Raw genomic sequence first — 17,796 nt, 5'->3', positions numbered from 1 at the left:
TCATTTCATGGAATCAACCATTTCAAGAACAGCCTTGCCCATTGCATCGGATTTCTCGTCTGCATCTGCAAGAGATGTTCCCTTAACGCCATAATAGAATTTAACCTTAGGCTCTGTTCCGGACGGTCTTACGCAAACCCATGCATCATCGGTAAGCTCATAGTAGAGAACATTGGAATTCGGAAGTCCTGTCGGCTTCTTCTCACCTGTTGCAAGATCTGTGATCTCATCCAGCTTGTAGTCACGTACAGCAGTCACCTTATGTCCGGCAAACTCAGCAGGCGGATTCTGACGAAGTGTTGTCATGATCTCCTGGATCTTCTGAAGTCCCTCGATACCCTTCATGGTAACTGCCTGAATGGCATCCTTATAGTAACCGAACTCCTCATACATATCGATCATTGCATCCCAGAGAGTCTTGCCCTGTGTCTTATAGTAAGCAGCAGCTTCGCAAAGTGCCATGGTAGCAACAATGGCATCCTTGTCTCTTGCATAGGTTCCGATCAGGCAGCCGTAGCTCTCCTCAAATCCGAAAAGATATGTACCCTTGCCACTGTTCTCAAATCCGAGGATCTGCTGTCCGATGTATTTGAATCCGGTAAGTACTTCGATAAGATTCACGTTGTATCCCTTGGCAATGGCATCTGCCAGGTTTGTTGTAACGATAGTCTTTACAAGAGCTCCGTCCTCCGGAAGGCTTCCGTTTACAGCCTTTCTCTGGCTCAGCTCATAGTTTGCAAGAAGGCATCCGGACATGTTACCGGTAAGATCATGATACTCTCCGTTTTTATCCTTTACGCGGACGCCAAGACGGTCTGCATCCGGGTCTGTGGCAAGTACGATGTCTGCATCCACTTCCTTCGCAAGCTTCAGGCCAAGCTCAAATGCCTCTGCTGCCTCCGGGTTCGGATAGCTGACTGTCGGGAAATCCCCGTTCGGAAGCTCCTGCTCCGGTACTACATATACATTCTCAAATCCAAGCTCTTTAAGGATCCTTCTGGCCGGGATATTGCCGGTTCCGTGAAGAGGTGTGTAAACGATCTTCAGGTTCCTGCCCTCTGCCTGGATCGCATCCATATGGATGATCTGTTTCTTAAGCTCTGCCATGTAAGCATCATCGACAGCCTGTCCGATCACTTCAAAAAGTCCTGCCTTTACTGCGTCTTCCTTATCCATGGTCTTTACGGTATTCCAGTCGGAGATCGCCTTTACCTCGCCCATGATACCGGAATCATGAGGTGGTGTGATCTGCGCGCCGTCCTCCCAGTAAACCTTGTATCCGTTGTATTCCGGAGGATTGTGGCTGGCTGTTACGTTGATACCTGCCACACAGCCCAGATGACGTACTGCAAAGGAAAGCTCCGGTGTCGGACGAAGTGTCTCAAAGATATAAGCCTTGATCCCGTTTGCTGCCAGGCAAAGTGCTGCTTCCTGGGCAAACTCCGGTGACATATGACGGGAATCATATGCGATAGCAACTCCCTGGGATTTCTTGTCAACCTTGGCAATATAGTTGGCAAGCCCCTGGGTTGCTCTTCTTACCACATAAATATTCATACGGTTGGTACCTGCGCCGATGATACCACGCAGGCCTGCCGTACCAAACTCAAGATCCATATAAAAACGCTCTTTGATCTCATTCTCGTCGTCTTTGATCGCTTTCAATTCTTCTTTTGTCGCCTCATCGAAGTATGGGTTTTCAAGCCACTGATTATAGATTTCTTTATAATCCATGTTCCAAAATACCTCCCTGTTTCTTTATATAAGATACTTAATATTATATAACAATTTTCAGAAAAAGGGAAGTTTTGTTTTTGTCACATTCAGAATCATTACTGCCTGAAGCACTGTTTTGAAAATTCCTCCCACTGTTTTTTCTGATGGATCAGGGTTCTCAGCTTTTCCACATTTTTTCCGGAGATCACAGCCTTGTTATGTGTATAATAATGGTTTGCCAGTTTCCAGTATTTTTCCGGATAACAGAACCGGACTCTCAGGTTCTGCCACTCAGACTCCGAGAGCGGCCGTACGGAATCATATGCAGAAAGCATCTTCTGCGCGAGGTGCAGATCCCAGCTGTATTTCTCCAGGATTTTCCGCATAAAGCGGTACAGATCTGCCATCTGCACATCAAAGCTCCAGTGACTGAAATTCGTCACCGCTGTGTTTTTCCCAAGTATCAGCACATTATGCTGATTATATTCGCCATGACAGATACTGCCACTTTGAAGAGACTGCTGCCGCAGATTTTTATAATCCGTGGTTTCCAGCATAGCTGCCGCTTCTTCTCCTTTTTGCAGAAACCATTCCACGCTTTTCAGATAATCTTTCTCAAAAGAATTGACCGCTCCTTTTTTTCGGATAAAACGGCGTATTTTTTTCATTTCCTGATTATGCCGGATATATTCTTCCTGCAGATTTCTTCCCGCATAATCCATTTCCACAGGAAGCTGCATGATCTTGTGGATCTGTGCCAGAGTCCGGATGCTTTTTAAAATATCGTTTTCGGATCTCGTGTCACATTCCCGTCCCTCAAACCAGATCTGTGCAGTATATGGAACAGAATCTTTGTCCCTGCTTACCAGTACGCCTTCCCTGTTTCTGAGATAGGCGTCCACAAGACAGTTCTGTTCTTTCATTTTTTCAAGAAGCTGCTGCTGCATGGAAAGCTTTTTTTCCGAGCCATGAAATTCCCGGAGTATCACCGGACCTTTTTCTGTCCGGCACAGAAGTGCCCCCCGCACCCTGCCGGAGAATGAAGCCGTAAGCCCATACTGCTCCAGCACGCTCAACCCATAATCATACAAAAAAGTTCCCCCCTGCCTTATTTTACGTTCTATTTTATGCAGGGGGGATTTTTGTTATTCTATTCGGTTTTTATGCTGTCTTTTTCTGCTGTTTCAAGAAGTTTTTCTTTTGTATTAAGGGTTGGATCTTTCAGCACACAGTCAAGAAGTCTTTCGAGCAGTGCTCCCAGTGCCGGTCCAGCCGGATGTCCTGCCTTTATAAGATCCTTTCCGGAAACTGCCAGGGTTTTCAGAGATGTACATTCACCTCTTTCAAGGATCCCCTGATAAGCTTCCGTCACACCGCTTAACCGTGCCAGCTTCTCCTCCCTCCTGTAAGTGCTCTGGGATAAAAGATCTGCCTTCTGCACTTTCAGATACAGCGGAAAAAGCTCTTCTCCGATAAGATTCACAGCTCTCCGCACATCCTCGGCGTCCGGAGTGGGACGAAGATCATGATACCGGATCAGACGACAGGTATTTCGGATCGTTACATTATCAAATTTCAGACGGCGCAGGATCTTTCCTGCCAGCTTTTCGCCTGCCGGTCCGTGAGTCTTAAAGTGGTCTCTTCCATTCTCATCTGTCTTTTTTACAACCGGCTTGGCAATGTCATGAAGAAGCATGGTGATACGGAGAAGCCGGTCATTCTCGATTTCTGTAAGACTTTTCAGAATGTGCTCTCCCACGGTATAGCAATGATGAGGGGTATTCTGCTCGGTTTCCATACAGGCGTCAAATTCCGGAAGAAATTCCCGGGTAAGACCTGTCTCCCAGGCGGTTCGGAGATAATCCGGATGATCGGATACCAGAAGCTTTACAAGCTCTGTCTGGATACGCTCTGCACTGACATGCTCCAGATTCCCCGACATCCGCGCCAGTGCCGCTTTCGTATTTTCCTCCACAGTAAAACCAAGCTGTGCGGAAAAACGCACTGCACGGAGCATACGAAGGGCATCCTCTGTAAAACGTTCTACCGGATCACCAACACAACGGATGATCTTCCCATTGATATCTTCCATTCCACCAAACAGATCCACCAGTCCATGTTCCGGATGATACGCCATGGCGTTGATGGTAAAATCTCTTCGTTTCAGATCTTCCTCAAGACTCCTGGTAAAGGTCACGGCATCCGGGTGGCGGCCGTCATGATATTCTCCGTCCACACGGTAGGTTGTCACCTCAAAGCCCTCTTTGCCCATCATTACAGTTACTGTTCCATGCTGGATCCCCGTATCTACAGTTCTGTGAAAAAGCTCCTTCACCTGCTCCGGAAGTGCAGAGGTGGTGATATCCCAGTCTCCAGGCACCCGATCCAGGATAGAATCCCTGACACAGCCGCCTACAACATATGCCTCATAGCCGGCAGCATTCAAGGTCTTCAGTATCTGCGCTGCCTTTTGTGGTATATTAATCGTCATGATAACTCCTCTTGATGATCGCTGCTGTCCGTTCAAAACACGTTTACATTTCACTGTATTATCTCCATGTCAGCAGCCGAATAATATTCTGATATGTTTTCCTTAACGCTATTATAACATAGATTCATAAAAACAGCGGAGCATATTTTGCCCCGCCGTTGTTTCTGCAATATGGTTCCTGTTCACTCCGTTCTCAGTAACACGCTTCGCGATGCACAGAATTTATGCTGATCGCATAAATTCGCGCGGTATGTCTCGGGTTTTCTGTGACCTTCGCTCACACAAAACACCTCGCGGGACATTACCAGTGAACAGTAACGCAATATGATCATCCCACTTTTTTGAAGTGGCCTGCTGTATTTTTTAGTATGCACGTCCCCAGTAAACCATTTTCTTAGCCGGTTTTCCGCAGCATACGCAAACGTCGCTTAACTGCTCCTGCTCAAACGGCATACATCTGGATGTTGCCTGGAAATCTTCCTTGATCTTGTCTTCACATGCACGATCACCGCACCACATAGCTTTGATGAATCCCGGTTTGCTGTTGATGATCTCACCGAACTCCTCATAATTCTTTGCTACGTAAGTATGTGCCTCTCTGTGTGCACGTGCGCGCTCCAGCATATCATGCTGAATGGTATCCAGAAGCTCTTTTACCTTATCTGCAAGCTCCTCGAAGGATACTGTATATTTCTCACGGGTATCTCTTCTGCAGAGAACTGCCTGACCGTTCTCGATATCCTTCGGTCCACATTCCACACGAAGCGGGATACCACGCATCTCCTGCTCAGCAAACTTGAATCCCGGGCTCTTGTCTGTCGCGTCAACCTTTGCACGGATACCTGCTGCCTTCAGTGCTGCAAGAAGCTCGTCAGCCTTCTCCATAACACCTTCTTTACGCTGCTGGATCGGGATGATCACAGTCTGTACCGGAGCGATCCTCGGAGGAAGAACAAGTCCGCTGTTATCACCGTGAACCATGATGATCGCACCGATCATACGGGTTGTCATTCCCCAGGATGTCTGGTGAACATATTTCAGTGTGTTATCTTTATCTGTGTACTGGATTCCGAATGCTTTGGCAAAGCCATCTCCAAAGTTATGGCTTGTACCGGACTGGAGAGCCTTGCCGTCGTGCATCAGAGATTCGATGGTATAAGTAGCCTCAGCACCTGCAAATTTCTCCTTGTCTGTCTTCTGGCCTTTGATGACCGGAATCGCAAGAACTTCCTCGCAGAAGTCTGCATAGATGTTCAGCATCTGGATGGTACGCTGCTCCGCTTCCTCAGCTGTTGCATGAGCAGTATGTCCCTCCTGCCACAGGAACTCTCTGGAACGAAGGAAGGGACGTGTTGTCTTTTCCCAACGGACAACGGAACACCACTGATTATATACCTTTGGAAGATCTCTGTGGGACTGGATCTCTTTCTGGTAGAAATCGCAGAACAGAGTCTCAGAAGTCGGACGCACGCAAAGTCTCTCCTGCAGCGGATCAAGGCCGCCATGAGTCACCCATGCAACCTCCGGAGCAAAACCTTCTACATGATCTTTCTCTTTATCAAGAAGAGACTCCGGGATAAAGATCGGCATGTAAACGTTCTCTACACCGGTTTCTTTAAATCTGCGGTCAAGCTCATGCTGGATATTCTCCCAGATCGCATAACCTGCAGGTTTGATCGCCATACAACCCTTAACACTTGTATAGCCACAGAGCTCAGCCTTCTTAACAACGTCTGTATACCACTGAGCAAAATCCTCATCCATAGATGTGATGGCCTGTACTAATTTCTTTTCTTTTGCCATGATAAATCTCCTTTTTCTTGTGATCTGTTACATATTGCCGGCTGTCAGGCAGCCACAGCAATCCGGAATCCTTCCAGCTTACTCTTCTGTCCTATAAACCGTACACTGTATTTACAATCCTGTTTTACGGACAAAAAATAAGCCATCCAAATCCCTCACAAGGGACCGAATGACTTCGGCGGTACCACCCCAGTTAACAGCCTGAAAAGCTGTTCTCTCAACACCCGTTAACGCCGGAAACACACGCCACGCTTCAATCACGCAGAGCTCCGAGGCCGGTTCCACAGTTCACGCACAGGATCCTTCCACCAAAGCAGATCCCTCTCTGAGATAATTCCCTGTGTACTATTCTCATCATCGCCGTATCTTTGATATATTTTAGGCGAAAACCACCTCAAAGTCAACCCCAAACAAAAAAATATAACAAGTCTCTCTGCTATGAGTTACTGCTCACTCCGTTCTCAGTAACACGCTTCGCGATGCACAGAATTTATGCTAATCGCATAAATTCGCGCGGTATGTCTCGGGTTTTCTGTGACCTTCGCTCACAAAAAACACCTCGCGGGACATTGCCAGTGAACAGTAACTGCTATGCTCCTATTCCTTCACAGACACAGCCGGCATCTCCAGATACCTGTTCAGATCTTCTGTGAGAATATGGAGCTTAGTTCTGGTATCCTGTTCCTGGTACGTCAGCCGGCCTGCGATCCTGGTGATATAATCCTCTTCTTCGATGATCTCACAGGTCTCAGGAAAATTAATATCATAATACTGTGCAAGATAAGATACCCAGTAATCCACCGGCACATGTCTGTCTGCGGATAACACGGATTCTCTTCTGAGACAGGACTCCCACACTGCCGGTGAGATCAGCCCTTCTCCTGCAGCTTTCTCAGAGACTCCCAGCATGGCTTCAACAGACGCCTCCAGCTTTACTCTGCAGTTATCCAGCTTATCGGCATCTCGTATCAGTTTTGCATGGAAAAGTGTTCTTGCATCGTGGATTCCTTCCAGTTTGAAATCACTGTGCTTCCGAATTGCTGCATCGATCAGCTCATCAAATTTATCATCCTCCACAAAACGCCGGATCAGCTTCTCCTCCCCGAAGAGAAGTTCTGCACCGAACACAGCATGATCCATGGTTCCCGGCTCAAAGCTGTGAAATCTACGGATCTGCTCAAAACGGCCTATATCATGAAGCAGACCGATCAGCTCCGCAAGTTCCACATCTTCACCGGAACATTCCATTTTTCTGGCGATCTCTCCTGCGTATTTCACCACACCATAGGTATGTACGATCTTCAGACAGATCTGTTCATCCTCCCGGTCGTATTCATCCAGATATTTTTCGAATTCCTGTTTTGCATGCGCAATGTCGATCATTCTGCCACACCCCTTCTTCTTTTGTTCATTCCGTAGTTCTGTAAACACTCTGTATTTATTATATCGAAGGTCTCTGACAAATTCTACTGTATTTCCCGGAATTTTAAATCTTCTCGCTGCTGCCGAATGCCTTCCCTGCTCAAGGAGCCAATTATACCCTTCGTTTCCGGAAATGATATCCGGAACAACATGGGCAACACCGCCCTCCTCTGTCTGGTCTGCCTCCACATCACGGAGCCATTTGCGGTTTCTTCTATTCATACTTTACGATTTCTTTCCGCAGCCGCTTCATGATCCGCTTTTCCAGGCGGGAAATGTAGGATTGCGAAATTCCTAAAAGATCCGCTACCTCCTTCTGTGTTTTCTCGCTTCCTTCCCGGTTTCCGATACCGAATCGCAGACGGATGATCATCTGTTCCCGCTTTGTCAGTTTGCTGATGGCTTTTCCAAGAAGTGCGATCTCCACCTCATCTTCCAGACGTCTGGAGATCACATCGTCATCCGTTCCCAGGATATCCGAAAGCAGCAGCTCATTTCCATCCCAGTCCACATTCAGCGGCTCATCAATGGAAACCTCCATCTTTGTTTTGCTGTTTCTCCTCAGATACATCAGGATCTCATTTTCGATACATCGTGATGCATAGGTGGCAAGCTTGATATTTTTTACCGGATCAAAGGTATTGATAGCCTTTATGAGCCCTATGGTTCCGATGGAGATCAGATCCTCCACACCTACCCCTGTATTATCAAATTTCTTTGCAATATAAACCACCAGCCGTAGATTATGCTCGATCAGAACCGACTTTCCCTCTTTTTCCTTTTCTGTTCCCAGCATTTCGATCACTTCAGCCTCCCGTTCCGCTGACAACGGCGCCGGAAGGATATCATTTCCACCAATATAAAAAACCTCTCCCGGACGATTGAACATAAATTTCCGGATTACCTGAAACGGATAGGATCTTGCAGCTGCTCTGTTCATAACATAAGCCCCCTTCTCAATTTAATAGTCTGGAATTCAAAAGTATCTCGTACTCTTCTCCCAAAGCTGAGGGCTCGGATGTTATGGCAAGCACCGGTTTTCCTACATGTACCACCCTTTCGGGAGTCTGGATCAGAAGTTCATCAAGGATCACTGCCAGCAGCAGTCCTTTTTTTCCATCTGCGGTATGACAGCTCAGAAAATGCGGCTGCAGACTGACAAATCCTGTATTTTCCAGTGCCTCTGGTTTATCTTTAATATCCATCAGTTTTTTCACCTGCTCTTTCGATATCAGGCTTCCCAAAAGTTCCTGTTTGATGATCGATACCGGCTGTTTTTTCACAGGATCCATAAGGAGATTTCCGGTATCATAAAAGCCGTATGTCTGCTGCAGTTTCCCCTGATATTTCAAAGTGACCGGAAAAATATTTCTTCTTCCAAACCGGAAGGTCTCGGTCACACATCCCAGAGTATAAAGTGTGCCATAAATCCCTGCCAGAAAAAGCAGAAATATTTTCACCGTCATGGTCCTTTCCGTTTCCAGTGCCTGATAGATCCCGCCAACCACAAAAGCTGTGAAATACAGAGCCAGAATGGTTTTTACAAGAAGGCCGCCTTTTTTCAGTCGAAAAGCAAACGACGCCATAAAAAAAGCGCAGCCGCCATGGATCAGTACAGCGGCAGGAAAAATGATCTTAAAAGGTGCACATACAAGCAGGCAGGATACAAAAGATCCAAAGGCAGCGGATATCACACATCTTCTGCGTTTCCCGTCAAGATGCAGAAATTTTCCCACAAGTCTTAAAAGCATGTAATCCATAAGGAAATTCGTCATAAAAACGATATCTATGTATATCCTCTGATACATAAGCTTCCCCCACTGCTGTTTCGTCTACCATCGATTCTCAACTTTGGTAAGTGTATTTATTATAGGGCAGGCTCTTTGCATATTTTGTCAAATCCGGATGTCGATTCTTCTAACTTATCGGGTCGTTTCTGTCTGCCTCGACATTTATAGATTTTTTCTATGAATCAGCGACAAAAATGTATAAATTTCCGTACAATATTTGTATTTGTTGATTTTCGCACTTTATAGTGCTAAAATATTTTTATTATATTTCGTAAAGAAATTCTATTATATGAGATACAGGAGGGAATCGAACAATGATCAATATTACCGGACATACCGGGCTTACCGGCCTTCTGGGAAGCCCCGTGGCACACAGCGTATCACCTTTAATGCACAATGAGGCATTCCGTTATCTTGGACTTGATTATGTGTATCTCTGTTTTGATGTAACAGAGGAGACCCTTCCCCAGGCTGTGGAAGGACTGAAAGCCTGTGGGATCAAGGGCTTTAACCTGACCATGCCAAACAAGAATAAGATCGTGGAGCTTCTGGACGAGCTTTCTCCCACTGCCCAGCTGATCGGAGCGGTAAATACCGTACGCAACGACAATGGAAAATTAAAGGGGTTTAATACTGATGGTTATGGATTTACCCAGTCTGCCAGAGATGCCGGCTGTGATGTAAAAGGACGCACCATCACCGTTATGGGCGTCGGCGGTGCCGGAATGGCAATCTGCGGCCAGTCCGCCCTGGAGGGTGCAAAAAAGATCCATGTTTTTGCACGTCCTACCAGCCGTTACTGGGAACGTGCTGCTGCCATGGCAGAAAAAATATCTCATATGACAGAATGTGAGATGATCCTTCATGAGATGGATGATCACACTGCGCTGAAGGACGCACTGGAGGAAAGCAATCTCCTCATCAATGCAACTTCTGTGGGAATGGTTCCGGATGTGACAGGCACCGTGATCCCGGACAAGACTCTGTTCCATCCGGAACTTACCGTAGCCGATGTTGTATATGAGCCAAGAGAAACAAGACTTCTCAGGGAAGCCCGGGAAGCCGGATGTCCGACCTTTAACGGAATGTACATGCTGCTCCACCAGGGTGTAAAGGCTTTCCACATCTGGACCGGACTGGACATGCCGGTTGAACTCGTCAGGGAGAAATATTTTAAATAAAAAATATCCGGCAATACTGACCGCCTCCGCATCACAGCGTGGTCTCAATATTGCCGGATCAAAAATAAAGGCGGCCCGCCTATCACACGGGTCGCCTTTTATTTATCCGTCAATCATCTGTTTTGTTTATTTCTTCTCTTCCTGAACCTCGATCTTACGGATCGTTTTGTTCTTGATCTCTTCTTTGATGAAGTCAATGAACTCACCAAGCTCTTTCATTCCCTCATCGCCAAGATAGCGGCTTCTTACGGAAACCTTACCCTCTTCTTCCTCTTTTGCACCAACGATAAGCATGTAAGGTACTCTCTCAAGACGTGCCTCACGGATCTTGTATCCCATCTTCTCGGAACGTCCGTCCACAGAGCAGCGGATTCCAGCTTCTCTCATCTGAGCTTCAACCTTCTGTGCATAATCGTTATATTTCTCGGAGATCGGGATCACACGAACCTGCTCCGGGCAGAGCCATGTCGGGAACATTCCTGCGTATTTCTCAATGAGCCATGCCAGTGTTCTCTCATAGCATCCCATGGATGTACGGTGGATGATGTACGGACGCTGTTTGTCGCCATTCTCATCGATATAGTACATATCAAACTGCTCTGCAAGAAGTGCATCCCACTGGATCGTGATCATGGTGTCTTCTTTTCCGTATACGTTCTTTGCGTTGATATCAACCTTCGGTCCGTAGAAAGCAGCCTCGCCCACATCCTCTGTGAATGGAATGTTCAGTTCCTCAAGCATCTGGCGGATATGGCCTTCTGTCTCTTCCCATACCTCCGGCTCACCGATGTATTTCTCTTTGTTTGTCGGATCCCATTTGGAAAGATGATAGGTTACATCTTCCTCAACACCAAGTACCTGCAGACAGTACTGGGCAAGTGCGATACAGTCTTTGAACTCTTTTACCATCTGGTCCGGTCTTACGATCAGATGTCCCTCGGAAATAGTAAACTGACGAACTCGTGTCAGGCCATGCATCTCTCCGGAATCCTCATTACGGAACAGTGTGGAGGTCTCGCCGAGACGGATCGGCAGATCACGGTAGCTGTGCTGCTCTGCTTTGTATACATAGTACTGGAACGGACATGTCATCGGACGAAGTGCATAAACCTCTTTGTCCTTCTCCTCATCACCAAGTACGAACATACCATCTTTGTAATGATCCCAGTGTCCGGAGATCTTGTAGAGATCGCTCTTTGCCATAAGAGGAGTTTTTGTTCTTACATATCCACGCTTTGTCTCCTCATCCTCGATCCAGCGCTGAAGCTCCTGCATCATGATCACACCGTTTGGCATGATAAGCGGAAGTCCCTGTCCGATCACATCTACAGTTGTGAAGATCTTCATCTCACGGCCAAGCTTGTTATGGTCACGTCTCTTTGCTTCTTCCATCTGCTCCAGATGCTCTTTCAGCTCATCCTTTGTAGCATAGGCTGTTCCATAGATACGTGTGAGCATTGCATTTTTCTCACTGCCTCTCCAGTATGCGCTGGAAGAAGAAAGAAGCTTGAATGCCTTGATGCCTTTTACACTCATCAGGTGCGGGCCTGCACAGAGGTCTATCCAGTCTCCCTGTGAATAGAAGGAAATCTCTTCTCCCTCCGGAAGATCCTCGATCAGCTCAACCTTGTATGGCTCATTTTTCTCTTTAAAGTATGCGATGGCATCCTCACGGGATTTTGTAAAACGCTCGATCTTTGCGCCTTTTTTGATGATCTTTTTCATCTCTTTCTCAATGGCGTCAAGATCCTCACGTGAAAATGGCTCGTGGTCGAAATCATAGTAAAAGCCTGTATCAATGGATGGTCCGATGGCAACCTTTGCCTCCGGGTATAAGTTCTGTACAGCCTGTGCCATTACGTGAGATGCTGTATGACGGAGAACTGCAAGGCCCTTCTCGTCTTTCGCTGTAAGGATATTCAGCTCACAGTCGCTGTCAAGAACTGTACGAAGATCTACGACTTCTCCGTTTACTTCTCCTGCACATGCAGCACGTGCAAGGCCTTCGCTGATGTCATATGCGATATCGATCACAGCTTTTGCTTCTGCATATTCTTTTTTTGAGCCGTCTTTTAATGTAATGATCATTGTTGTTTCTCCTTTCATTTTAAATGAAGTTTCTATGGTACACAGTATGTGTCTGCTTTTGCAAGAGATTCTGCAATAAAAAAATCCCTCACAGTACATCACATACTGTAAGGGACGAGTTCATTCATTCTCGCGGTTCCACCCTGCTTGCTCTGCTGCCCAGTCATGCCAGGATGCAAAGCCTCTTAATTATGATGATAACGGAATCACCGGACCGGATTGGGGCCACTCGGAGGTAGTCTTCGGCTGTTTCCCGATAAGATGTTTCCAGCACTTCACATCTCTCTCTGTAACGTTTCACAGCTTACTCGTCTCGTCAACGTGTTTTTTATTTCTTTTTCTGTGGTTCATTATAAGCGCAGTATTTTTATTTGTCAACGCATGTTGACAAAATTTTTGAGATTTCTCTTCTCGCACAGATCTACAGATTTCCCATGAGTTTGTCTTTAATAATGGCCAGAATCTCACGGGGAATGTAGATAAAAAGACGCCAGCTTCGATACCTGGAAGGTACCATGGCCACTTCCCGGAATCCACATTTTCTTGCAATGGCTGCTCCTCTCCATACATGAAAATTGTTCGTCACCACGCCTACGGAACAGTCTGTGGTTCCGATCTTTCTGCAGCTGAATTCCAAATTCTCTTTCGTACTGGTAGATTCCTCTTCCCTTATCAGTCTGTCCCCGTCTATTCCGTGACCGGTAAGATAACGATACATGGCCTCTGCCTCGGAAATGTTTTCTCCATCGCCTTTTCCTCCGGAGAGCACTGCCTTCGTACCCGGATTTTCTTCAAGATAAAGAAGGGCCCTTCTGGCTCGTTCCAGAAGGGCAAGTGTCATCCGTGTTCCGTCCACATGGGCACCTAACACGATAATGTAATCCAGATTCTTCTTTACGCTCATTATCTTCCGCAGCAGTGTTTGTATTTCTTGCCGCTTCCGCATGGGCACGGATCGTTTCTTCCGACCTTGTGCGGTTTCACAACTGTGCCGGATTTCTTCTGCTCCATGTAGAGGGTTTTCTTTTTCTCTTCTGTGAAGATCTTGTCCCACTGAGGAAGGTTGTAAAGCCAGTCAGCCTTGGCATCTACCATGTTCTTATAGAGTGCCTCTTTATCAAATGCAAGGTTTACCTTGGTATCCTCATCCATAGTCTCGATCGGGTTCGGAACCTTCAGACTGTCATTGATTCCGTCAAGGAACCCAACCATAGTCATAACGTCCTGACCGTATTTCTCAGCAAGCTCTTTTACAGTTCCGGAAACGATCTCATCCGGGTTCTCAAGAAGCTGCTCATAAATATTCTTCTCAATGTTAAAATAATTTGCCCAGAAGCGCTGAAGCTTATTCTTATCTGCATTCTGATTATAAGCAATGGAACGCCACTGCTCAAGAATTGTCATATCGCTCATTGTCTGATCCTCTTTTCCAAAATTTTAGATAAATAAGACGGAGATTTATATTCCGCTTCGCAATTTCTATTTATTATATCATCTTTTGGCGAAGAAATCAAATACATCTGTTTCATATCAGTTTTGAAAGGTAAATTTATTTTATAGCCTACCCATTTTGTGATTTCACATATTTACACATTTCTTATAAATTTAGGAAAGTTATCCACATTGAATGATTACACGGATTCCCTCTCTAAAAAAATGTGCATAAATTTGTGTTTTCCTCTTGGCAGGCATCACCTTCTTTGCTAAAATTAAATCAGTTTAGAACTGCTCTATGCAGCTCCACTTTTATATCTTCCCTGAATCCGTGAAGTTGATTTCTTCACAGGCTCCTTAAATCCTATAATTTCAAGATTTTGCGATACTCTGTTGTTCAATATCATTATTCACCCAACCGGTCTCAGCATCAGATTAAGAACGGTGATATTGTACTCACTTACCTTGGAATGCTTTGCATGGGCAGAATGTTGAGATGCTCCTTACAAACAAAATACAACCGACAGCTCTTGCAAATGGTCTTGTTCCGGTAGATATCGATGTGACACCTATGGATAATTCGAAATCCAAAAAGGAAGGTGTTTCACGAACCTACAAAGGGGTGACGGCTATGCGCCTATGATGGCATATATAGATACAGAGGGGTACACCATCAATTTCGAACTCCGTGAAGGAAAACAGCATTGTCAGAAGGGGACGGTTGAATTTCCGCAGGAAACAATAACGCTTTGCCACAAACTGACAGATAAGCCGCTGTTGATTCGCCTTGATTCCGGCAATGACTCCATCGACACTGTTGCTGTTCTGATGGATGCAGGCTGCTTTTTTATTATCAAGCGGAACCTTCGCCGGGAAAGCACGGATGATTGGTTTGAAATGGCAAAGCAGTACTGCCAGAATATAAACAGCCCCAGAGATGGAAAAACTGTTTATATAGGCAGTGACTGGAAAACCGTTACCAATAAGCAGTTCAATAAAGAGTTTACACTCCGTACCGGCTACGAGATTACGGAACGAACCATTGATAAATATGGTCAGTTCAATCTGGTTCCCGATGTTGAAGTTGAAACCTGGTGGACAAACCTTGGTGACCCGGATGAGGAAATCATCCGTCTGTATCATGCCCATGGAGAATGCGAGCAGTTTCATAGTGAGGTAAAAACTGACATGGATCTGGAGCGACTTCCATCTGGAAAGTTCACGACCAATGCACTGATACTCGAATTGGGGATGATCGCATATAACATTCTCCGTATGATCGGTCAGGGCACAATTGGAGGACGAACACCTTGTCAGAAGAGGGATGTTAAACGCCGTCGTTTACGCACAGTTATCAGCAGCCTGATCATGATGGCAAGCCATGTAACCATGCATGCACGCCAGTTGATAATCGGCCTTGGAAAAAGCAACGTCTGGCGGCATATATTTTCTGATATCTGTCAGAAATATGCTGTCACAAACGCATAAGTAACAAAGCAATTTTATAGTAGGCTTATTTCGTGTACCTTTTTTTGCACAATGAGCGCTTGGAGTCACGACATTAGTATTGAAAATAGACAGGGAAGTATATTTTTATCATGGAACCAACTTGCCCTTGGCAGGTTGGTTCACTTAAAGGATGAATTTCACGGATTCAGGAAATTATTTATTCTTATATATGTACATATAGCACGGAGGTGGTTTTATGAAGTATATTCAGGATAATGGGAAAATTAAATTATGTGAAACTGATAATATGGATCATCTTGTGCGGTTAACACAAGCGTTGAATGAAAATAATATTCCTTATGAAACCAGATTGAAAAAAGCAACATTTCTCAATAATCTTTTTTTCTTGATTTTTTATCATACTTTTGCATCGGGAATTGATCATAAGAATGAAACAACATGTATTTATGTACTAGAAAAGGATTTTGATGCTGCCCAAAAAGCAATAGTAAACTACAGAGAGACTGTGAGAAAAAGTCTGTAAATAAGATTCTTCTATGATAATGAAGGGTGAAAAGTTCTTTCACAGAGCTTTTTGCCCTTGCTCTTTATATACAACAGGTGCAAATCTGCATGTCAAGAGCAGGCGGATTTTCCGCCTGTCTTAACTGTTTCAGAGTTACTGTTCACTCCCAATGTCATTTACTTAAGGAATTTCCTTGTAAAAAAAGGATTTTGATATGGATCACTTAAAAGAACTCTACCATCTCAGATGGTCACAGGAAACAGCATACCGGGATCTAAAATACCCACTATGTTTAAAAGCATTTCATAGCCAAAAGTATGCTTATATTGTACAGGAAGTATTTGCCAGGGTACCCATGAGCTTTTGTTACCGTTAGCAGTAACTGCCCATGTGCTGTACCGCAAGACCGTGGGAAATTATCTGATCTTTCACAGTGGAAATGATGCACAGATCCATGACATGCTGGAAAATCTCTATATCGAATATCTAGGCCACGCCAAATACAGCTGCACCTTTCTCAACTCCATGCTAGTCATGTTCTGGGCCATGCTGCTGCGTTTTCACGAAAATGATATTGAATCCATCCTTACAAAGGACAGCACCGGAAATTCTGTAACGGAAATCCTCAACTACCTGAACCGTCACTACCAGAGCGTTACCTTACGTGAAGCTGCGAAGCATTTTGGCTATAGTACTTCCCACTTCAGTACCCTGATCAAGGAAAGTACCGGACGGACATTTTTACAGATCATCCGAGATATCAAGCTGAACCAGGCATGTCATGCTCTGCGTGAAACCTCTCTCAGCAATCTTGCGATCTGTGAACTTGTAGGGTATGAAAGTCCGGAGCATTTCATGCGTACTTTTAAAAAAACATATGGAATGACTCCCGGTGAATACCGGAAGAAGAACAGGGAATAAAAGATTACAAGATCTTATATATTTTCTGTATAACAGATGCCGTTCCGGGAGATACTTATTATATCCTCCCCTTTAGAATGCAGAGGGCTTCGCGATGGTGCAGGCCCTCTGCGTTTCTCTTTTCACACTGAAGGTCATTTCACACCAAGCTTCTCAAGCGCTTTCGCCGCCTGCTTCAGATTCTCAAACTGGATGGTATGGATACCGGCTTTTCCGGCTCCCTCACAGTTCACGGCACGATCATCCAGAAATACCGATTTCTCCGGTTTCAGGCTGTAACGCTTCAGAAGTGTTTTGTAAATATCCACCTCAGGCTTGATCTGCTGCACATCACAGGAAAATACCACTCCATCCATATATTTCAGAAAAGACATATCCTGCTTTGTACGATCCAGCATATAAGTTCCGTAGTTGGAAAGGACATAGAGATGATATCCCTGATTTTTGAGATATTTCACCCAGGTTTCCGCATAATCATACAGATGCATACACTCCGGATCACGTCGTACCACCTCACGAATATCTGCTTCATATTCCGGTGCACTTTCCACAAATTTATCTACATACCAGGACTCCTCATGCTGTCCACGGTCCTGTTCCTCCCAGATCGGGTTTCGAAATACTGCATCTGCGATTTTCTGATACTTTTCTTCCGGGAAGTCATAGCTCCGAAGATACTCTTCCCAGTCATAGCCCATCAGCACATTTCCCACATCAAAAATAATATTCTCGATCATACGGTTTTCATCCTCTCTCGGCTTCTTATTTCCCCAGATCCGGTACGCCATCCAGAAAACATACGCTACGATCGGTACCAGAACTGCTGCCGCAAAAGCCCCCCGGAACAAAGCCTGGGCGTTTTCACTGCTTCCCCAGGCAAATGCCATTGGAAGGCAGAATATAAGAAGTAATATGACAACACCTGCAAGTGCCGCGATTCTTTTAAAATTTTTCATTGAGCTTCCTTTCACATGA

General features: G+C 45.4%; 14 protein-coding genes, 1 pseudogene and 1 other annotated feature. Of the genes and pseudogenes, 4 read left to right on the top strand and 11 right to left on the bottom strand.

What is annotated here, in order from left to right; genetic code table 11:
* The 7 genes from NCY57_RS07650 to NCY57_RS07620 all read right to left on the bottom strand — a co-directional run bounded on the left by NCY57_RS07650 (position 1) and on the right by NCY57_RS07620 (position 9,240).
* On the bottom strand, positions 1 to 1,734 hold the full coding sequence (locus NCY57_RS07650; protein ID WP_015527116.1) for a phospho-sugar mutase: 1,734 nt from the start codon (positions 1,732 to 1,734) through the stop codon (positions 1 to 3).
* Between the two features lie 98 nt (positions 1,735 to 1,832).
* Positions 1,833 to 2,807 carry a hypothetical protein gene (locus tag NCY57_RS07645; RefSeq protein ID WP_022427359.1) on the bottom strand — a complete coding sequence of 325 codons (975 nt, stop codon included), beginning with the start codon at positions 2,805 to 2,807 and terminating at the stop codon, positions 1,833 to 1,835.
* 59 nt (positions 2,808 to 2,866) lie between these two features.
* The gene (locus NCY57_RS07640) at positions 2,867 to 4,207 is read right to left on the bottom strand and encodes a CCA tRNA nucleotidyltransferase (RefSeq protein WP_059085400.1); all 1,341 of its coding nucleotides are present in this window, start codon (positions 4,205 to 4,207) and stop codon (positions 2,867 to 2,869) included.
* A gap of 363 nt (positions 4,208 to 4,570) precedes the next feature.
* The gene (proS, locus tag NCY57_RS07635) at positions 4,571 to 6,010 is read right to left on the bottom strand and encodes a proline--tRNA ligase (protein WP_015527114.1); all 1,440 of its coding nucleotides are present in this window, start codon (positions 6,008 to 6,010) and stop codon (positions 4,571 to 4,573) included.
* Between the two features lie 157 nt (positions 6,011 to 6,167).
* Positions 6,168 to 6,377, bottom strand: a binding site (T-box leader).
* Between the two features lie 230 nt (positions 6,378 to 6,607).
* A complete protein-coding gene (locus NCY57_RS07630) occupies positions 6,608 to 7,654 on the bottom strand; it encodes an HD domain-containing protein (RefSeq protein ID WP_330638982.1) in 1,047 nt (348 codons plus the stop codon).
* Positions 7,647 to 8,321: an RNA polymerase sporulation sigma factor SigE gene (sigE, locus tag NCY57_RS07625; RefSeq protein WP_235812409.1), complete on the bottom strand. Its 675-nt coding sequence runs from the start codon at positions 8,319 to 8,321 to the stop codon at positions 7,647 to 7,649. Before sigE ends, NCY57_RS07630 begins: the two co-directional genes overlap by 8 nt.
* Positions 8,322 to 8,388: 67 nt before the next feature.
* Positions 8,389 to 9,240: a sigma-E processing peptidase SpoIIGA gene (locus NCY57_RS07620; protein ID WP_059085399.1), complete on the bottom strand. Its 852-nt coding sequence runs from the start codon at positions 9,238 to 9,240 to the stop codon at positions 8,389 to 8,391.
* Positions 9,241 to 9,536: 296 nt separating this feature from the next.
* On the opposite strand from NCY57_RS07620, the gene NCY57_RS07615 reads away from it, so the two are divergent.
* Positions 9,537 to 10,403 carry a shikimate dehydrogenase gene (locus NCY57_RS07615; RefSeq protein WP_173759128.1) on the top strand — a complete coding sequence of 289 codons (867 nt, stop codon included), beginning with the start codon at positions 9,537 to 9,539 and terminating at the stop codon, positions 10,401 to 10,403.
* A 126-nt stretch (positions 10,404 to 10,529) separates the two neighbouring features.
* On the opposite strand, the gene thrS is transcribed toward NCY57_RS07615, so the two are convergent.
* The 3 genes from thrS to NCY57_RS07600 form a co-directional block, all read right to left on the bottom strand.
* The gene (thrS, locus tag NCY57_RS07610; protein ID WP_173760379.1) at positions 10,530 to 12,491 is read right to left on the bottom strand and encodes a threonine--tRNA ligase; all 1,962 of its coding nucleotides are present in this window, start codon (positions 12,489 to 12,491) and stop codon (positions 10,530 to 10,532) included.
* Between the two features lie 421 nt (positions 12,492 to 12,912).
* Positions 12,913 to 13,395 (bottom strand): YdcF family protein, encoded by a 483-nt coding sequence (locus tag NCY57_RS07605; protein ID WP_092071306.1) that lies wholly within the window; start codon positions 13,393 to 13,395, stop codon positions 12,913 to 12,915.
* On the bottom strand, positions 13,395 to 13,904 hold the full coding sequence (locus NCY57_RS07600) for an SEC-C metal-binding domain-containing protein (protein ID WP_021652360.1): 510 nt from the start codon (positions 13,902 to 13,904) through the stop codon (positions 13,395 to 13,397). The genes NCY57_RS07605 and NCY57_RS07600 overlap by 1 nt, the downstream gene beginning before the upstream one ends.
* A gap of 431 nt (positions 13,905 to 14,335) precedes the next feature.
* Here NCY57_RS07600 and NCY57_RS07595 point away from each other — a divergent pair.
* The 3 genes and pseudogenes from NCY57_RS07595 to NCY57_RS07585 all read left to right on the top strand — a co-directional run.
* Positions 14,336 to 15,413: pseudogene (locus NCY57_RS07595) on the top strand (IS1380 family transposase); the annotation flags it as partial.
* Positions 15,414 to 15,630: 217 nt separating this feature from the next.
* Positions 15,631 to 15,918 (top strand): hypothetical protein, encoded by a 288-nt coding sequence (locus NCY57_RS07590; protein WP_173739603.1) that lies wholly within the window; start codon positions 15,631 to 15,633, stop codon positions 15,916 to 15,918.
* Between the two features lie 345 nt (positions 15,919 to 16,263).
* Positions 16,264 to 16,821, top strand: a complete 558-nt coding sequence (locus NCY57_RS07585) for a helix-turn-helix domain-containing protein (protein ID WP_173739604.1) — start codon at positions 16,264 to 16,266, stop codon at positions 16,819 to 16,821.
* Positions 16,822 to 16,955: 134 nt separating this feature from the next.
* Here NCY57_RS07585 and NCY57_RS07580 read toward each other — a convergent pair whose 3' ends face one another.
* Positions 16,956 to 17,777, bottom strand: a complete 822-nt coding sequence (locus NCY57_RS07580) for an HAD-IA family hydrolase (protein ID WP_015527102.1) — start codon at positions 17,775 to 17,777, stop codon at positions 16,956 to 16,958.
* Positions 17,778 to 17,796: the final 19 nt, after the last annotated feature.

It is taken from the genome of Blautia sp. MB18-30 (assembly GCF_023669475.1).
In the GTDB taxonomy this organism is placed as follows: Bacteria; Bacillota; Clostridia; order Lachnospirales; family Lachnospiraceae; genus Blautia_A; species Blautia_A fusiformis.
The sequence above is the reverse complement of the archived record's forward strand: the minus strand, read 5'-3'. Positions and strand labels throughout refer to the sequence as shown.

Coding starts and splice junctions, on each gene's coding strand:
- NCY57_RS07600 (WP_021652360.1), bottom strand. CDS start 13,904: ATGAGCGATATGACAATTCTTGAGCAGTGGCGTTCCATTGCTTATAAT.
- NCY57_RS07630 (WP_330638982.1), bottom strand. CDS start 7,654: ATGAATAGAAGAAACCGCAAATGGCTCCGTGATGTGGAGGCAGACCAG.
- NCY57_RS07620 (WP_059085399.1), bottom strand. CDS start 9,240: ATGTATCAGAGGATATACATAGATATCGTTTTTATGACGAATTTCCTT.
- thrS (WP_173760379.1), bottom strand. CDS start 12,491: ATGATCATTACATTAAAAGACGGCTCAAAAAAAGAATATGCAGAAGCA.
- NCY57_RS07640 (WP_059085400.1), bottom strand. CDS start 4,207: ATGACGATTAATATACCACAAAAGGCAGCGCAGATACTGAAGACCTTG.
- NCY57_RS07590 (WP_173739603.1), top strand. CDS start 15,631: ATGAAGTATATTCAGGATAATGGGAAAATTAAATTATGTGAAACTGAT.
- NCY57_RS07605 (WP_092071306.1), bottom strand. CDS start 13,395: ATGAGCGTAAAGAAGAATCTGGATTACATTATCGTGTTAGGTGCCCAT.
- sigE (WP_235812409.1), bottom strand. CDS start 8,321: ATGTTCAATCGTCCGGGAGAGGTTTTTTATATTGGTGGAAATGATATC.
- proS (WP_015527114.1), bottom strand. CDS start 6,010: ATGGCAAAAGAAAAGAAATTAGTACAGGCCATCACATCTATGGATGAG.
- NCY57_RS07615 (WP_173759128.1), top strand. CDS start 9,537: ATGATCAATATTACCGGACATACCGGGCTTACCGGCCTTCTGGGAAGC.
- NCY57_RS07580 (WP_015527102.1), bottom strand. CDS start 17,777: ATGAAAAATTTTAAAAGAATCGCGGCACTTGCAGGTGTTGTCATATTA.
- NCY57_RS07650 (WP_015527116.1), bottom strand. CDS start 1,734: ATGGATTATAAAGAAATCTATAATCAGTGGCTTGAAAACCCATACTTC.